Source organism: Kitasatospora sp. NPDC094016 (assembly GCF_040304045.1).
GTDB lineage: Bacteria > Actinomycetota > Actinomycetes > Streptomycetales > Streptomycetaceae > Kitasatospora.
Map to the genome: position 1 here is coordinate 171,251 of NZ_JBEOUK010000002.1, position 14,797 is coordinate 186,047.

The window sequence follows — 14,797 nt, forward strand, 5'->3', positions numbered from 1 at the left end:
ACGACCACGACCCATCTGCCGCTTCGGAGGCCCCCCGATGTCCGCTGAAAAGTCCGAACCGCCGGTCACGGCGTTCATGCTGGTCAAGACCACGCCCGAGTGGCTCGCACTGACCGTCGAGGAACGCGTGGACGCCTTCACCACCCAGGTCCTGCCGGCCATCGAGGCCAGGACCACCGGCGTCCGGTCACGCTTCTACGACACGGAGTTCTACTCCGCTCGTGTCACCGACGTCTGGGTGTGGGAGGCCGACGACCACCACGCCTACCGGCTCCTCGTCGACGCACTGCGCGAAACCCCCTTCTGGGACCGCTACTTCGAGGTCGTCGACCTCCTCGTCGGCACCGAGAACGGCTACGCGCGAACCTACGGCCTCGAACCCGTCGCCACCATCGCCACCTGACACACCGCCCGCCCACCTGCGCACGAGCGCCGATGCCCCCTGACCGCTCGCGGTCAGGCGGGCCCGCGGCCCGCAGCGGCGCACCGGTGGGCTGGCGTCGAGTCAGAACCTGACGCCGGAGAGCAGTTTCGCCGTCTCCTCGGGGGCCTCGACCGGGAAGTGGTGGCTGCCGAGGTCGATGAGCACGATGTCGAGGCGGTCCCGGTACCGGTCGATCGCTTCCCGTGTCACCAGGTCGCGTATCGCGAACACGGTGATCGGCTGCCTCGTCTCGCGCAGGGCCGCGTCCATGTCCCAGCGCACCAGGCCCTCGATGGCCCGCAGGCCCGCGGGCTGGCGCACCGCGGTCATCCTCTCGGCGTACGCGTCCTTGAGCGCCGGGTCCGTCCCGGCGGGTGAACCCCCCTCGACGAGGCCCCGAACGGCGGCGGCGAAGGACCATCGAGGCGATCCAGCGCGAGCTGTCCACCGAGGACGGCTTCGTGCTGCGCTACCCGACCCACGACGAGAGCGGCAACAACGTCGACGGCCTGTCCGGCCACGAGGGCGCCTTCCTGGCCTGCTCGTTCTGGCTGGCCGACGACCTCGCCATGATCGGCCGGGTGCAGGAGGCGCGCGAGCTGTTCGACCGGCTGCTGGCGCTGCGCAGCGACCTGGGCCTGCTCGCCGAGGAGTGGGACCCGCGGCTGGGGCGCCAGGTCGGCAACTTCCCGCGGCCGTGGTCCTGGTCCACGACCTGTGGCGGCTCTTCCACCGCCTGCGGCGCACCGACCTGAGCGTCCCCTGCCACAAGCTCGGCTTCGCCCGGCTCTGGGGCCACCGCCTGGCCATCTACGAGATGACCACCACCCTGGCCATCTCGCACAAGCGCACCGGAGCCCACGAGGAGGCGCTGCGGCTCTACGAGGAGGGCCGCACCCTCGCCACCGAGGACCAGGACGCCAGCCGCATCGCGGCAGTGCACGGCCGGCATCGGCGCCACCCTCTACGACGTCGAGCAGTACGCCGCCGCCGAGCCCGAACTCACCCGTGCGATCACGCTCTACGCCGACCTCGGCGACCGGCGCGGCACCGGCCTCGCCGAGATCCTCCTCGGCTCCGCCGCCGCCCGTCAGGGCAACACGGACCTCGCGCTCCCACTGCTCCAGCAGGCCCTCACCGACCTCGAATCGCTCACCCCGCCCGACCCACTGAACGTGGCCAGGGCGCGGGTGTTCCTGGGAGAAGCCCAGTCCCTCGCCAGTCAGCACGACCCCGCGAACTGGACCATCAGCATCGCCGTGCAGGAGTTCGCGCACCTCGGCCACCGCCACTGGTCGGCCCACGCCATCGAGTACCTCGGACAGGCCGCCGAACGCGCCGGACAGGCCGAAGCCGCCGTCAACTGGTACACCGCCAGCCAGGACCAGTACCGGAACCTGGGCGCCACCCGCGACGAGGAACTCCTCCACAACCGGCTCCTCGCCCTGCTGCACCAGTGACCCGCGCTCACCGGCCCCGCGGCCCGCCGGGCTCGGCGCAGCCCCGGCGCAGTGTCCGAGGCGATCAACAACATCCCAATCAGTCCTGCGAGTTGGGGTCGTTCACCAGATCGTGTGTCATCCGACGCGACACGCCGACACGGCCCCGCCCAGCCGCCTATGGTGGAACACCTGCCGACGCACTCACATACGACAATCGATCACATGCCCGATCACGGCTTCGCCGCGCCCTGGTCCGGCCGGGCGACCCTTCATATCCGCTCTCCGCCGCTTCGAGAGGAAGAAATCCGATGGCTCACAGGCTGGTTGTGAAAGTCCACTTGGTCGGCCGGCCGACATGAGCACCCCGAGCCACCCGGCACCTGCTGCCGGCCGCGTGATGGCGGGAGGCGAGGAGACCCGCCTCGTTGTCGTCCGGGGAAACTCCGCCAGCGGCAAGTCGTCGGTGGCCGCCGGGGTCCGGCAGCGGTTCGGTCGCGGCCTGGCCCTGGTCGCGCAGGACAACCTCCGCCGGACCGTGCTGCGCGAACGCGACCGGCCCGGCGGCGCGAACATCGGCCTGATCGACACCGTGGCACGCTACGCGCTCGATGCCGGCTACCACGTCATCATCGAAGGCATCCTGTACGCCGACCACTACGGCGACATGCTCGCGGGCCTGGTGGGCGACCACCGCGGTGTCTCCCGCTGCTACTACCTCGACGTCCCGTTCCACGAGACCCTCGCGCGGCATGCCTCGAAGACCGATGCCGAGTACCTCACGCGGGTCACCGAGCGGGAGCTGCGGGACTGGTACCGCGAGCACGACCTCCTGTCCGGCGGCATCGAGACCGTCATCGGCAGCGACAGCCCCCTCCACGACACGGTCGACCGCATGATGCACGACACCGGTCTCACGGGTCTGCCCACGCTGGACGACTGAGGCCAGCGCCCGGCCGCCGCCTACCGCTCCTGCTGGCAGCTCCTGGTCGGCGAACTCCTCTCCGAACACCCTGTCGACCGCCCGCGCCGGCCCAGCCCGCGGACCGACTCGCTGGCCGCAGCCGACGCCCGGGCCCTCCCCGCCCTGGCGCTCGCCCGGACGACGGCCCCCTACCTGGGCCCGGGCGCCCACTGCGCCGAGCTGCGCACCGCTCTGGCGGTGCTGATCGACGGTCTGGTGGCCGCGGGCCGGGAGTGAGCCCTTCCGGGGGCGGCGTGTGACGGCCGTCCGGCCGCGCGGCGGCGACCGCTCGGAGCGTTCGGGAAGCGATGTCCGGGGTGAACCCTCGACGTGAGGACACAAGGTGTCCTAAAGTGAATCGCGTGTCCTCACCGTCGGGCTTCCGCCGTGTGCCCGTGCGCCCCTGCGCCCGTGCCCACCGCTCGACGCCCCGGCAGGACCGCCGCGACCTCGCGACCTCCGCGACCTCCGCGACCGACGAGCGAAGGAGAACCACGGCCATGGCCGACACGTTCGAGACGGGCAAGTCCGACCTGGTGAACCTGGCCCACCACCGCATGCAGAGCGCGATCCCCGACAACGACTGGACGGTGCGCCAGAAGCTCGCCCTGACCTGCCGCATCCTGTTCGACGCCGGCCACGACTCCGGGCTGGCCGGCCAGATCACCGCCCGGGCCGAACGCCCCGGCACTTACTACACCCAGCGCCTCGGCCTCGGCTTCGACGAGATCACCGAGGACAACCTGCTGCTCGTCGACGAGAACCTCGACGTCCTGGAGGGCGACGGGATGGCCAACCCGGCCAACCGGTTCCACAGTTGGGTCTACCGGGCCCGCCCGGACGTCAACTGCATCATCCACACCCACCCGCTGCACGTCTCCGCGCTGTCGATGCTGGAGACCCCGCTGGTCGTCTCGCACATGGACATGTGCCCGCTCTACGACGACTGCGCGTTCCTGGAGAAGTGGCCCGGCATCCCGGTCGGCAACGAGGAGGGCGAGATCATCTCCGCCGCCCTCGGCGACAAGCGCGCGCTCCTGCTCGCCCACCACGGCCAGCTGGTCGCCACCGGCACGGTGGAGGAGGCGTGCACGCTGGCCCTGCTCTTCGAGCGGGCCGCCAGGCTCCAACTGCTCGCGAGCGCTGCCGGGAAGATCCAGGAGATCCCCGAGCTGCTGGCCAAGGAGGCGCACGACTGGATCTCCACCCCCAGGCGCGGCCAGGCGAACTTCGCCTACTACGCCCGCCGCGCCCTGCGGGCGGGCCACGGCGATGCCCTGCGCGCCGGCCACGGCGACGCCCCGACCACCCGTACGGAGGCCTGAGATGGGCGCCACCACCCTGGAGGGGATCATCGCCTACCCGGTGACCCCGTTCTCACCCATCGACAGCAGCCCGGACCTCGACCGGCTCACCGAGCTGATCGACCGACTGGTCCGCTCCGGCTGCCACGCCGTCGCCCCGCTGGGCTCCACCGGCGAGAGCGCCTACCTCGACGACCGGGAGTGGCACGCCGTCGCCGAGGCCTCGGTGTCGGCCGTCGCGGGCCGGGTGCCCACCGTCGTCGGCATCGCCGACCTCACCACCCGCAGCGCCGTACGCCGCGCCAGGTTCGCCGAACAGGCCGGCGCCGACGTGGTGATGGTGCTGCCGCTCTCGTACTGGCGGCTGGACGAGCGCGAGATCACCCGGCACTACACCGAGATCGCCGACGCGGTCGGCATCCCGCTGATGATCTACAACAACCCCGCCACCGCCGGCGTCGACCTCAGCCCGGAACTCATGCACCGGCTGGTCGAGCGGGTGGAGAACATCACGATGGTCAAGGAGAGCAGCGGCGACATCCAGCGGATGCACCGGCTCACCCAACTCTCCGACGGCGCGCTGCCGTTCTACAACGGCTCCAACCCGCTGGCGCTGGAGGCGTTCGCCGCCGGGGCGGCCGGCTGGTGCACGGCCGCGCCCTGCGTCATCCCCGACCTCACCCTCGGCCTGTACCGGGCGGTGCGCGACGGCGACCTGGACGCGGCCCGCGAGGTGTTCTACCGGCAGCTTCCGGTGCTCCGGTTCCTGCTCGACGGCGGCCTGCCGACCACCGTGAAGGCGGGCCTGGTGCTGGGCGGCCTGGACGTCGGCGATCCCCGGCGCCCGCTGCTGCCGCTGGACGAGGCGGGGACGGCACGCCTGGCCGAGCTGCTCGCGGCCGCCGGGATCCGTACCTTCGTCTGAGGGGCGTCAGGGCAGGGTGGGCACCCGGTCCGAGGGGCCGGCCGGGTCGTCGTGGATGACCACGAGGATCTCGGCCGGCTCCGGCCCGGTGCTCCGACAGCGGTGCGGCAGCGCCGAGTTGAAGTACACGCTGTCCCCGGGGCCGAGTTCGACGCTGCGCTCGGGGAACTCCAGCACGGCGGTGCCCGCGTGGACGAAGAAGAACTCCTCGCCCGCGTGCGACTTGTACGGCGAGTCCACCGGCCCGGACGGCGGGTGCATCACGAACGGCACCATCCGCTTGCCGCTGAGGCCCGTCGCGATGCCCTCGTAGCGGGAGGCGCCGGCGCCGCCCCTGTCGCCCATCGGCGTTCGCTCGCCGGCCCGTACGACGGTCACCAGCTCCGGCTCCACCTCGTCGGAGAAGAGCCGGCCGACGTCGACCTTCAGCGCGTGGGCCAGCTTGAGCGCCGTCGAGATCGACGGCTCGCTGATCCCGCGCTCCACCTTGGACAGGTAGCTCTTGGTCACCCCGACCTGCTCGGCGAGCGCCTCCAGGCTGAGCCGGTTCTGCTGCCTCAGCACCCGCAACCTGCTGGTCATGCGTCACCTCTCGCCACGTCTCACCACGTCCCGCCCACGGAACCGTCCGGTCCATTATCGGCCCGGCCCCTGCCCCGGCCGGGCCCGGGGGTCCGGTCGGGGCAGGGGCTCGTCTGGGACTTCTCGTCGACCGACAGCACCACGGCACCCTGGGGCGGGTTGAAGTGCAGACCGACCACGTCGTAGACCTTCTCAACGAACAGGGGGTCGGTGGAGAGCTTGAACGTGCTGGTCAGGTGGGGCTTGAGCTGGAACTTCCTCCAGATTCGCCCGATGGTGGACTTGGACAGGCCGCTGCGGTCCGCCATCGAACTGCGGGACCAGTGTGTGGCGTTCTTCGGGATCTCCTCCAGGGTTGCCACGATCACGGCCTCCACCTCCTCCGCGGCGATGGTGGGTGGCCGGCCCGGTCGTGGTTCGTCGACGAGGCCGTCCAGCCGTTCGGCCAGGAAGCGCCGCCGCCATTTGCGCACGGTGTCGGCGGCGATCCCCAACTCCCGTGCAACAACGACGATCGCGGGCACCTCGGGACCCGCACATGCCAGCACGATCCGCGACCGCAACGCGAGCGCCTGGGCCGATGTCGCCCGCCGGATCCATCGCTCCAACTCCGCCCGCTCGTCGACGGAGAGGAGCAGCGGCTCCAACTTGGGACCTCGACGACGCAGCGCCACCCACAAGGCGCGGTGAGCGACAGGAATGGTCGCGTCCGAGAGCAGTTCGTTGAATCGCCGAGGGGTGATGGTGTCGATGTGCAAGGTCAGCTCCTTGGTTACGTTCCGTGATAGTTGGGTTGGGTGAGGGGGCGCTGCCACTCGCAGGTTCGCAGTGATGTCCAGCCCTGCTCGGTGCCCGCGAGGGAGCGGTGGGCCTGCGATACTTGTAGGGCCGCCGAGCGGCCGAGCGGAGAGGCGTGGGCGGCGGCCAGGAGGACAGCGGACCGCTGCGCAGCACGGAATCGGCACACATGAGGCCGAGAAACGCGGAGAGATCGCGAGAGTCCCAGAGAGGCATTTTCGCAGGTCAGTGGCCAACTGGTCAGCGTTTCCGCAGGTCAGAGGACTACCCGGGGAAAACTTAAAAAGCAGTGATCGATGCGATACTGGCCGCGTGACCGCTACGACGCCCCCTCCGTCCGGCAACGGCAGCCGGCCCGGCGGCCGCTCCGCGAAAGTCCGAGCGGCTGTGCACCGGGCCGTCCAGGAAGTGGTGACCGAAGGCTCCCCCGACGTGCTGACGATCCCGGTGGTGGCCGCCCGCGCGGGCGTGCACGCCACCACGGTCTACCGCCGGTGGGGCTCCGTCGGCGAACTGCTCGCCGACGTCGCGACCAGCCGCTTCACCGGAGACATCGTGGTGCCGGACACCGGGAGCCTCCGTGGGGACCTGGAGCGCTACGCGTCCGACCTCGCCAAGGACCTCGGCGACCCGGACACCCTCGCCCTGGTGCGGGCCACCATCGGCACGGGCGGAGAACAGGGTGCCGCGGCGTGCCGCGGAGAGCGCGAGCAAGGGCTCGAAGCCATCCTCGGACGGGAACGGGCCCGGGGCGAACAGCCCCCGACCCTCGAACACGCCGCGGACGCCGTACTCGCGCCCCTCTACTACCGCGCCGTCTTCACCGCCCTGCCCCTGACCGCCGAATGGACCCGCACCCTCGTGTCGCGCCTGCTGTCGCCCGGTCCGATCAGCCAGCAGGCCTCCTGAAGTTCGCAGGAGGCCCGAAGAACCTGTTCGGTTTTCTTGGGCGAGGACCGAACGGAACTCGATCGTCGCAGGTCGGGGGAGTGGCTTCGGCACCGTTGCTTCGGCCCCGTTGCTTCAGGTGTTGAGCAGGCGGTTGAAGAACGAGCGGTAGCGCCGGAGCGCGACGCGCAGTTCTTCGGTCGGCACCTCGTCGCCGCGGTGCCACTGGCCTTCGAGGTCCTGCTTGTGCGCGGAGAAGGTGGTGGCGAGTGCCTGCATCGCTTCGGCGACCAGATTGTCGGCCGCGGACACGGCACTGCGCGGGTCGTCGACGAATTCGCCCTGGATCTTCTGCCACCGGGAGCGGAACTCCTCCTGCTGCCCGCCCAGCAGCGGTTCGTTCTCGGCGGCTTCCGGGTCCTTGGTGCGCTCGGACGGTTCGGACGGTTCGGACGGCTCGGATGCCTGGGTGTAGCCCCTTTCCTGATCCTCTTCCTGTCCGCGTTCCTGCCCGTAGCTCTGCTCGCGGTCGCGGCCTTCGAGCGTGAACTCCTGCTCACCGCTCCGCTGTTCGGTGGTGGCTTCCCCGGGGAACGCCGGTGGCGAATCCGCCCCGGAGGTATCGCTCCGTTCGTCGGTGTCCTGTCGGGCGCCGGCCAGATCCTCCGTGGACAGGCCGCCCTCGCGCGGTTCGGATGTTGCTCGGCTGTGCATCTCTTCACTTCCCTCTCGGCGGTTCCGGTCGGCGGCCGTCGCCGGGTGCGTCCCGTCGGCTCGACTCGCCGGTCCGGGGCTCACGCACGGCTGCCCTGCGGACGGTCACCGTTGTGGAGCAGTTCCTCGAACAGGGTGCGGTAGTGCACCATGGCGCCCCGCAGTTCTTCCGTGGTCGCCTGGTGGCGGCTGCTGCGGTCGTTGACCTCGTGAGCGGACCGGAAGTGCGTCAGCACGCTCCCGTGTGCGACCGAGAGGTCCTTGAGCTGCTGCTCGTACCCCTCGGTCGGGTATCCGCGCTCGCTCATGAGCGTGGTGACGAGCCGGTCCGCCTCGTGCACCGTGTCGTCGGGCCGGTCGACGAACTGTTCCTGCACCCGTGCCCAGTCCTTGGCGTACCGGTCACGGGTACCCGGTGACAGCGGTTTGATGTTCAGCGAGTCGTGGCGCGACTCGCGTTTGCGCAGCTCCCGGTCGGCGGCGAAACGGCCGTCCTTCGCCTCCGCGGTCCGGTCGTACTCCGGGCCGAACCGCTCCCGCAGATGGCGGCGGCGGATGGCGAACGTCGCCACCAGCGCGCACGCGACCAGAATGACGATGACTGCGATGAGGGTCCCTGTCGACATTTGGGTCCTCCGCTTGTAGATCCGGACCTCCCTGACCGGCACGTGCCCTGCTGCCCGGAGCCAAAACACGGACGAACCGAAGAAGTCGAACGATGTGCCACGCGGACGTGCCCGAGACGCAGCGCCGGCCCCTGACCGTCGACGTGCGGGCCCTGCCCGGGGCGGGCGCGGCGCTGCGGCCGGGGTGCGCCCGGACCAGGGCCAGGGCGACTACCGCCCTGACCACCGGTGCACTTCGTACGGTGCGGCCCTCGGTCAGCCCGCGGCGTGGTTGGCCCAGAGCGACGGGTCGTCGACGTTCTCCTTGGTGACCAGGGGAGCGGGGAGCTGGTCCTCCAGGCCGTTGGGCAGGGTGATGATGGTCGACTGGTGGTCGGTGGGCCCGGGTTGGAACTTCCTGCCTTCGGCCGCGGCCTTGGCGTAGTACAGGGCGTACTTGGCGTAGAGGTCGGCGGGCTGGGAGACGGTCGCGTCGATGTCGCCCTTGCGGATCGCGTCGAACTCCTGCGGGATGCCGTCGTTGGAGACGATGGTGATGTGGCCGGGCTGGCCGGCGGGCTTGAGCAGGCCTTTCTGGCGCAGGAGGTCGAGGGTGGGCTGGAGGAAGACGCCGCCGGCCTGCAGGTAGATGCCGTTCAGGTCCCGGTTGGCGGCGAGGGTGGACTGGAGCTTGGCGGAGGCGACGTCGCCCTTCCAGTCGGTGGGCAGCGCGATCACCTGGATACCGGGGTAGTTGCGTTTCATGCAGGCGGCGAACCCCTCGGAGCGTTCGTATCCGTTGATGGAGGTCAGTGCGCCCTGGAGCTCGGCCACCTTGCCCTTGCCGCCGAGCTGCTTGCCGAGGAACTCGCAGGCCTTGGTGCCGTACGTCTTGTTGTCGGTGCGGACCACCATGTAGACGCTGCCGTGCTCCGGTTCGGTGTCCACGCTGATCGTGTGGATGTTGGCACGGAACAACTCGGAGAGTGTCGAATCGGTGGTCATGGTGTTCTGCGGCGCCATGACGATGGACTTGGGATGTCGGGCGGCCAGCGACTGGACGTTGGCGGTGAACGTCGCGTCGTCGCCGTTCGAACGGGTCGGGGGCAGGACACTCAGCTGCTGGTCGTTGATCTCCTGCTGGAGGTACTTCGCGTACGCCTTCCAGAAGTCGGAGTCGGCGCGGGGGATGTCGATGCCGATCTGGGGGCGGGCGCCGGGGTCATCAGTGCCACCGCAGGCGGTGAGGCAGCCGGCGAGCAACACGGCGATGCAGCCCGTGCAGGTGGTCCGGATGGTTCGGCTCTTCATGTGTCAGACCGTCCTGGGTCGTGGGGGTCTTGCGCGCTGAGGGGGAGGGGAACGGATGTGCGGGATTCGGCACGCCGCCGTCAGGCGATGGCGTCGAGGTCCGGGGGGTCGGTGCCGGCGGCCAGCCAGTCCTCGACGGCGGCGACGTGCACGGTGCTGGCACTGGCGGCGAGGACGGCGTCGTGGTCGACCAGGGCCCGCCAGATGGCCTCGTGTTCGCGGTGTGCCTGCTCGCGGGCAGGGGCGTCGTGCGTACCGCGCACGATGCGCAGCCGCTGGGTGTGGGTGGAGAGGATGCCGAGCAGGGTGGACAGCACGGGGTTGCCGACGGCATCGGCGATGGTGCGGTGGAACTCGATGTCGAGCTCGATGAACTCCTCGATGCCGGCAGCCGCGGCGCTCTGGTCGAGGACGGCCCGCAGCGTTCGCAGGTGGTCGTCGGTGAGCAGGCCGGCGGCGAGGGCGGTGACCTGCGGCTCCAGCAGGCGCCGTACCTGGAGGAGCTGCCGGGCCGTGTGCCCGCGGGAGACGTCGGAGGCGAAGGCCATGGCTTCCAGCAGGAGGTGCGGCTCCAGGCCGGAGACGTAGGTGCCGTCGCCCTGCCGGGGGACGAGGATCCGCATCGCGGTGAGCGCCCGGACGGCCTCGCGCAGCGAGTTGCGGGACAGCCCGAGCTGGTCGGCGAGGTCGGCTTCGTTGGGGAGTCGCGCGCCGGGCAGCAGGGCGCCGGAGACGATCATTTCCTTGATCTTCTCGATGGCCTGGTCGGTCACCGCCATGGTGTTCGCCTCCTGCGTGCGGGCCTGGGAGTGCTGGTCGGTCGAGGGGGCGGGGTGGGGGAGGCCGAAACGGCGCGACCGGTTCCCGCGGGGCTGGTCGCGCCGCTTCGGTGGCTCTCGGGCCGGGGGACCCCGTCACTCCTGTTTCTCGCCCGAGGCGAAGCGGGAGATGATCAGCGCGACGATGATGATCGCGCCGTTGAGGAACTGGTTCCACAGCGGCGGCACGCCCGCGAGGGTCATGACGTTGACCACGAGCTGGAGGGTCAGCACACCGGTCAGGGCGCCGAAGAGGGTGCCGCGGCCGCCGTTGAGGCTGACGCCGCCGATGACGGTGGCGGCGAAGACCTGGAAGATCCACCCGTTGCCCTGGTCGGCGGAGATGGAGCCGTAGTGGCCGGTGTAGAGGACGCCGGCGAAGGCGGCCAGCAGGCCGCCGAGGACCAGCACGATCCAGGTGATCCGGTCGACCCGGATGCCGGCGGCGCGAGCGGCCTCGGGGTTGCCGCCGATCGCGTACAGGGCGCGGCCGTGGCGGAGCCAGGCGAGGGCACAGCCGCCGGCCAGGAAGAGCAGGGCGCAGATCCAGATCGCCGCGGGGACGCCGAGCCAGCTGGTGCTGCCGAGGTAGGTGAAGGAGCCGGGCAGGTTGACGATCGACTGGCCCTCGGAGATCGCGACCTGGAGGCCGCGGAGCAGGGTGAGCGCGCCGAGGGTGACGATGAAGCCGTTGAGGCGCAGCTTGAGGATCAGGAACCCGTTGATCGCCCCGATGAGCGCGCCGACGGCCAGGCACAGCGGGATGGCCGTCCAGGAGGGCAGGAGCCCGAGGCCGTTGAAGCGCGCGCCGTGGTCGGGGAGGACCAGCCAGACGGCGATGACGGGGGCCACGCCGATCGTGGATTCCAGGGACAGGTCCATCCGGCCGACGACCAGGATCAGCGCCTCGGCCAGCACCAGCAGGCTCAGTTCGGTGGCCTGCTGGCCGACGCCCAGGAGGTTGTCGGAGGTGAGGAAGGCGGGTGAGACGACGAAGCCGATGACGCCGAGGACGAGCAGGACCGGTACGAGCGAGAGGTCGCGGTAGCGGGCGAGGTCGAAGCGCCGGCCGGCCGGTGCGGTGCCGGCGGTGGCCGCGCGCGGGTGGACCTCAGTGGTGGGAGACATTGCGTTCCTTCGTGTCGGTCGGGCCGGACATGCCCTCCATGGCTGCGACCAGCTGTTCGTCGCTCCAGCCGTGCTCGAACTCGGCGACGACGCGGCCGTGGAACATGGCCAGGACGCGGTCGCAGACCCGCAGGTCGTCGAGTTCGTCGGACACGATCAGAGCGCTCCTCCCGGCGTCGGCGACCTCGCGGACGGTGCCGAGCAGGGACTCCTTGGATTTGACGTCGACGCCGTTGGTGGGCCGGATGGCCACCAGGACGTGCGGCTCGGTGGCCAGGGCCCGCGCGATGACCACCTTCTGCTGGTTGCCGCCGGACAGCGCGGACACCGGGGCCGAGGGGCCGGGTGTCTTGATGTCGAGGTCGCCGATCATCCGTTCGGCGAAGGCCCGGGTACGGGAGGGCAGCACCGTGCCGAAGGGCCCGAGCTGGTCGGTGACGGTCAGGGTGGCGTTCTCGGCGACACTGCGCTGCGGGATGAGGCCCTGGATGTGCCGGTCCTCGGGCACGAACCCGATGCCGGCCGCGAGAGCGGCGGGAACGCGCCCGGTGCGCACCGGGCGGCCCGCGACGGTGATCGTGCCGGCCTGCGGGCGGTGCAGACCGGCAATGGTCTCGCCGAGCCGGACGTTGCCGCTGGCGGCCGCGCCGGCCAGGCCCACGACCTCGCCGGCGTGCGCGGTCAGGGAGAAGTCCTGGTAGGCGCCGGCCAGGCTCAGGCCCGAGACGTCCAGCAGCGGGGCACCGTCGGGGCGCGTCCGGCCGGTCACCGACCAGGCAGGCCCGCTGTCCCGGGAGCTCTCGCCGGTCATCGCCTCCACCAGGGCCTGCTGGTCGAGTTCGGCGACTGGCGCGGTGATGACGTGCCGGGCGTCGCGGTAGACCGTGACGGTGGTGCAGAGGTCGTAGACCTCTTGCAGGTGATGGGAGATGAACAGGAAGGCGACGCCCTGTTCCTGCAGTGAGCGCAGCTTGTCGAAGAGCCGCTCGATGCCGCGCGCGTCGAGCTTGGCGGTGGGCTCGTCCAGGATGATGAAGCGGGCCCCGAAGGACAGCGCCCGGGCGATCTCGACGAACTGGCGCTGCTCGACACTCAGGTCCTCGGCGCGCGCGGTCGGGGCGACGTCCACGCCGTACTCGGCGAGCAGCTCGGTTGCGCGGCCGCGCAGCTGCTTCCAGCTGATCGGGCGCAGGGCGCCTCTGCTCTGCCTGTCCAGGAAGAGGTTCTCGGCGACGGTCAGCGCGGGGATGATGGTGGAGCGCTGGTAGACGCAGGCGACCCGGGACCGCCAGGCGTCGGTGTCACCGGGGGCCGGGGCCTGCTCGCCGTTGAAGCGCAGGGTGCCGGTGTCGGGGTGCTGCAGGCCGGTGAGGATCGAGACGAGCGTGGACTTGCCCGCGCCGTTGCGGCCTACCAGGGCGTGCGACTCGCCGGGCGCGACCGAGATGCGGGCGTCGCTGAGGGCGACGGTGGCGCCGAAGCGCTTGCTGATCCCGTCGGCCTCGACGACGGGGCCCCGGACGGGGCTGGGGTCCGCCATGGCGGGGATGTCCTTTCCGCGGGATCCGCGAGTGGCGGCCCGGGAAGGGGGGGCCGGGCCGCCACGCACGAGGGGTCGGTGGGCTACTTGCCTACGCCGTTGCCCCAGAGGGACTTGTCGTCGACGTTCTCCTTGGTGACCAGGGGAGCGGGGAGCTGGTCCTCCAGGCCGTTGGGCAGGGAGATGATGGTCGACTGGTGGTCGGTGGCACCGGGTTGGAAGGTCTTGCCCTCGGCCGCGGCCTGCGCGTAGAACAGCGCGTACTTGGCGTAGAGGTCGGCGGGCTGGGAGACGGTCGCGTCGATGTCGCCCTTGCGGATCGCGTCGAACTCCTGCGGGATGCCGTCGTTGGAGACGATGGCGATGTGACCGGGCTGGCCGGCGGGCTTGAGCAGGCCCTTCTGCTGGAGCAGGGCGATGGTGGGCTGCAGGAAGACGCCGCCGGCCTGGAGGTAGACGCCGCCCAGGTCCGGGTTGGCGGCGAGGGTGGACTGGAGCTTGGCGGAGGCGACGTCGCCCTTCCAGTCGGTGGCCAGCTCGATCACCTGGATGTCGGGGAACTTCTCCTTCATGCAGGCGGCGAAGGCCTCGGAGCGGTCGCGGCCGTTGACGGAGCTCAGCGCGCCCTGGAGTTCGGCGACCTTGCCCTTGCCGCCGAGCTGCTGGCCGAGGAACTCGCAGGCCTTGGTGCCGTACGCCTTGTTGTCGGCGCGCACCACCATGTAGACGTTCCCCTTGTCGGGGCGGGTGTCGATGCTGACCACGGGGATCTTCTTGGCGGTCAGCTGGTCGAGGGTGGAGGCGATCGCGCCGGTGTCCTGCGGGGCCATGACGACGGCCTTGGCGCCGGTGTTCTGGAAGACCTGGACGTTGGCGACCAGCTTGGTGACGTCGTTCTGCGAGTTGCTCACCGGCAGGGTGTTGAGGCCCTGGGCGGAGGCGTCCTGCTTGATGTACTGCGCGTAGGAGTTCCAGAAGTCGGAGTCCGCACGCGGCAGGTCGATGCCGAGCGCCGGCTTGCCGCCGGCGGCGGAGTCCGTCGTGCTGCCGCGGTTGCAGGCCGTGGCGGCCCCCGCCAGGACGACTACGGCGGCGGCCGTGGCCGCGATTCTGGAGGAGCGAGGCTTCATGGTGCTGATCTCCTTGGCTGGGATGTCCGGGCTCCCCTGCGAGGGCGGGGAGCCGGTGTGGTGGGAGGCGGAGAGGCCTGTCCCCCCGGGAGGTGGAGCGGGGGCGGTTGGGCCGGACCTCCCTTCCCGGTCGTCATCCAGGAGGGAGGCCGTGGATGCGGCGGGTCGTGGCAGGCGCGCTGGATCGTGCTCTCCGCAGTCATCGGATGGCTTGCGATCACGAGGAC

The 14,797-nt window shown here is 70.7% G+C and carries 16 protein-coding genes and 1 pseudogene; 7 read left to right on the top strand and 10 right to left on the bottom strand.

Features of this window, described 5'->3' with window-relative positions; all coding sequences use genetic code 11:
• Positions 1 to 37: 37 nt before the first annotated feature.
• Positions 38 to 403: a darcynin family protein gene (locus ABT015_RS02530; protein WP_350875946.1), complete on the top strand. Its 366-nt coding sequence runs from the start codon at positions 38 to 40 to the stop codon at positions 401 to 403.
• Positions 404 to 505: 102 nt separating this feature from the next.
• Here ABT015_RS02530 and ABT015_RS02535 read toward each other — a convergent pair whose 3' ends face one another.
• Complete coding sequence (locus tag ABT015_RS02535; protein ID WP_350875948.1) at positions 506 to 754, bottom strand: alpha/beta fold hydrolase; 249 nt, start codon at positions 752 to 754, stop codon at positions 506 to 508.
• Between the two features lie 80 nt (positions 755 to 834).
• Between ABT015_RS02535 and ABT015_RS02540 the strand changes: the two are divergent.
• From ABT015_RS02540 to ABT015_RS02565, 5 genes and pseudogenes are all read left to right on the top strand, one after another.
• Positions 835 to 1,179, top strand: a pseudogene (locus tag ABT015_RS02540) (glycoside hydrolase family 15 protein); the annotation flags it as partial.
• 195 nt (positions 1,180 to 1,374) lie between these two features.
• Entirely contained in the window at positions 1,375 to 1,884 is a 510-nt protein-coding gene (locus ABT015_RS37950; protein WP_502897259.1) for a tetratricopeptide repeat protein, read from the top strand.
• 337 nt (positions 1,885 to 2,221) lie between these two features.
• Positions 2,222 to 2,806, top strand: coding sequence for an AAA family ATPase (locus ABT015_RS02555; protein WP_502897255.1), 585 nt, complete (start codon positions 2,222 to 2,224; stop codon positions 2,804 to 2,806).
• 521 nt (positions 2,807 to 3,327) lie between these two features.
• A complete protein-coding gene (locus tag ABT015_RS02560) occupies positions 3,328 to 4,152 on the top strand; it encodes an aldolase (protein WP_350875952.1) in 825 nt (274 codons plus the stop codon).
• Position 4,153: 1 nt separating this feature from the next.
• A complete protein-coding gene (locus ABT015_RS02565; protein WP_350875954.1) occupies positions 4,154 to 5,056 on the top strand; it encodes a dihydrodipicolinate synthase family protein in 903 nt (300 codons plus the stop codon).
• Between the two features lie 6 nt (positions 5,057 to 5,062).
• Here ABT015_RS02565 and ABT015_RS02570 read toward each other — a convergent pair whose 3' ends face one another.
• Both ABT015_RS02570 and ABT015_RS02575 read right to left on the bottom strand, forming a co-directional pair.
• Positions 5,063 to 5,638 (bottom strand): helix-turn-helix domain-containing protein, encoded by a 576-nt coding sequence (locus ABT015_RS02570; protein WP_350875956.1) that lies wholly within the window; start codon positions 5,636 to 5,638, stop codon positions 5,063 to 5,065.
• Positions 5,639 to 5,658: 20 nt separating this feature from the next.
• Complete coding sequence (locus ABT015_RS02575) at positions 5,659 to 6,396, bottom strand: IS630 family transposase (protein ID WP_350875958.1); 738 nt, start codon at positions 6,394 to 6,396, stop codon at positions 5,659 to 5,661.
• Between the two features lie 451 nt (positions 6,397 to 6,847).
• Between ABT015_RS02575 and ABT015_RS02580 the strand changes: the two genes are divergently transcribed.
• Positions 6,848 to 7,345 carry a TetR-like C-terminal domain-containing protein gene (locus tag ABT015_RS02580; protein WP_350875960.1) on the top strand — a complete coding sequence of 166 codons (498 nt, stop codon included), beginning with the start codon at positions 6,848 to 6,850 and terminating at the stop codon, positions 7,343 to 7,345.
• Between the two features lie 114 nt (positions 7,346 to 7,459).
• Here the strand turns inward: ABT015_RS02580 and ABT015_RS02585 are convergent, their stop codons facing one another.
• The 7 genes from ABT015_RS02585 to ABT015_RS02615 form a co-directional block, all read right to left on the bottom strand.
• Positions 7,460 to 8,038 carry a hypothetical protein gene (locus ABT015_RS02585; protein WP_350875962.1) on the bottom strand — a complete coding sequence of 193 codons (579 nt, stop codon included), beginning with the start codon at positions 8,036 to 8,038 and terminating at the stop codon, positions 7,460 to 7,462.
• 80 nt (positions 8,039 to 8,118) lie between these two features.
• Positions 8,119 to 8,664 carry a hypothetical protein gene (locus ABT015_RS02590; protein WP_350875964.1) on the bottom strand — a complete coding sequence of 182 codons (546 nt, stop codon included), beginning with the start codon at positions 8,662 to 8,664 and terminating at the stop codon, positions 8,119 to 8,121.
• A gap of 255 nt (positions 8,665 to 8,919) precedes the next feature.
• Entirely contained in the window at positions 8,920 to 9,954 is a 1,035-nt protein-coding gene (locus ABT015_RS02595) for a sugar ABC transporter substrate-binding protein (RefSeq protein ID WP_350875966.1), read from the bottom strand.
• A gap of 80 nt (positions 9,955 to 10,034) precedes the next feature.
• Entirely contained in the window at positions 10,035 to 10,733 is a 699-nt protein-coding gene (locus tag ABT015_RS02600; protein WP_350875968.1) for a FadR/GntR family transcriptional regulator, read from the bottom strand.
• A 135-nt stretch (positions 10,734 to 10,868) separates the two neighbouring features.
• Complete coding sequence (locus ABT015_RS02605; protein ID WP_350875970.1) at positions 10,869 to 11,900, bottom strand: ABC transporter permease; 1,032 nt, start codon at positions 11,898 to 11,900, stop codon at positions 10,869 to 10,871.
• Positions 11,884 to 13,440, bottom strand: a complete 1,557-nt coding sequence (locus tag ABT015_RS02610; RefSeq protein WP_350875973.1) for a sugar ABC transporter ATP-binding protein — start codon at positions 13,438 to 13,440, stop codon at positions 11,884 to 11,886. The genes ABT015_RS02605 and ABT015_RS02610 overlap by 17 nt, the downstream gene beginning before the upstream one ends.
• 83 nt (positions 13,441 to 13,523) lie before the next feature.
• Complete coding sequence (locus ABT015_RS02615) at positions 13,524 to 14,570, bottom strand: sugar ABC transporter substrate-binding protein (RefSeq protein WP_350875975.1); 1,047 nt, start codon at positions 14,568 to 14,570, stop codon at positions 13,524 to 13,526.
• Positions 14,571 to 14,797: the final 227 nt, after the last annotated feature.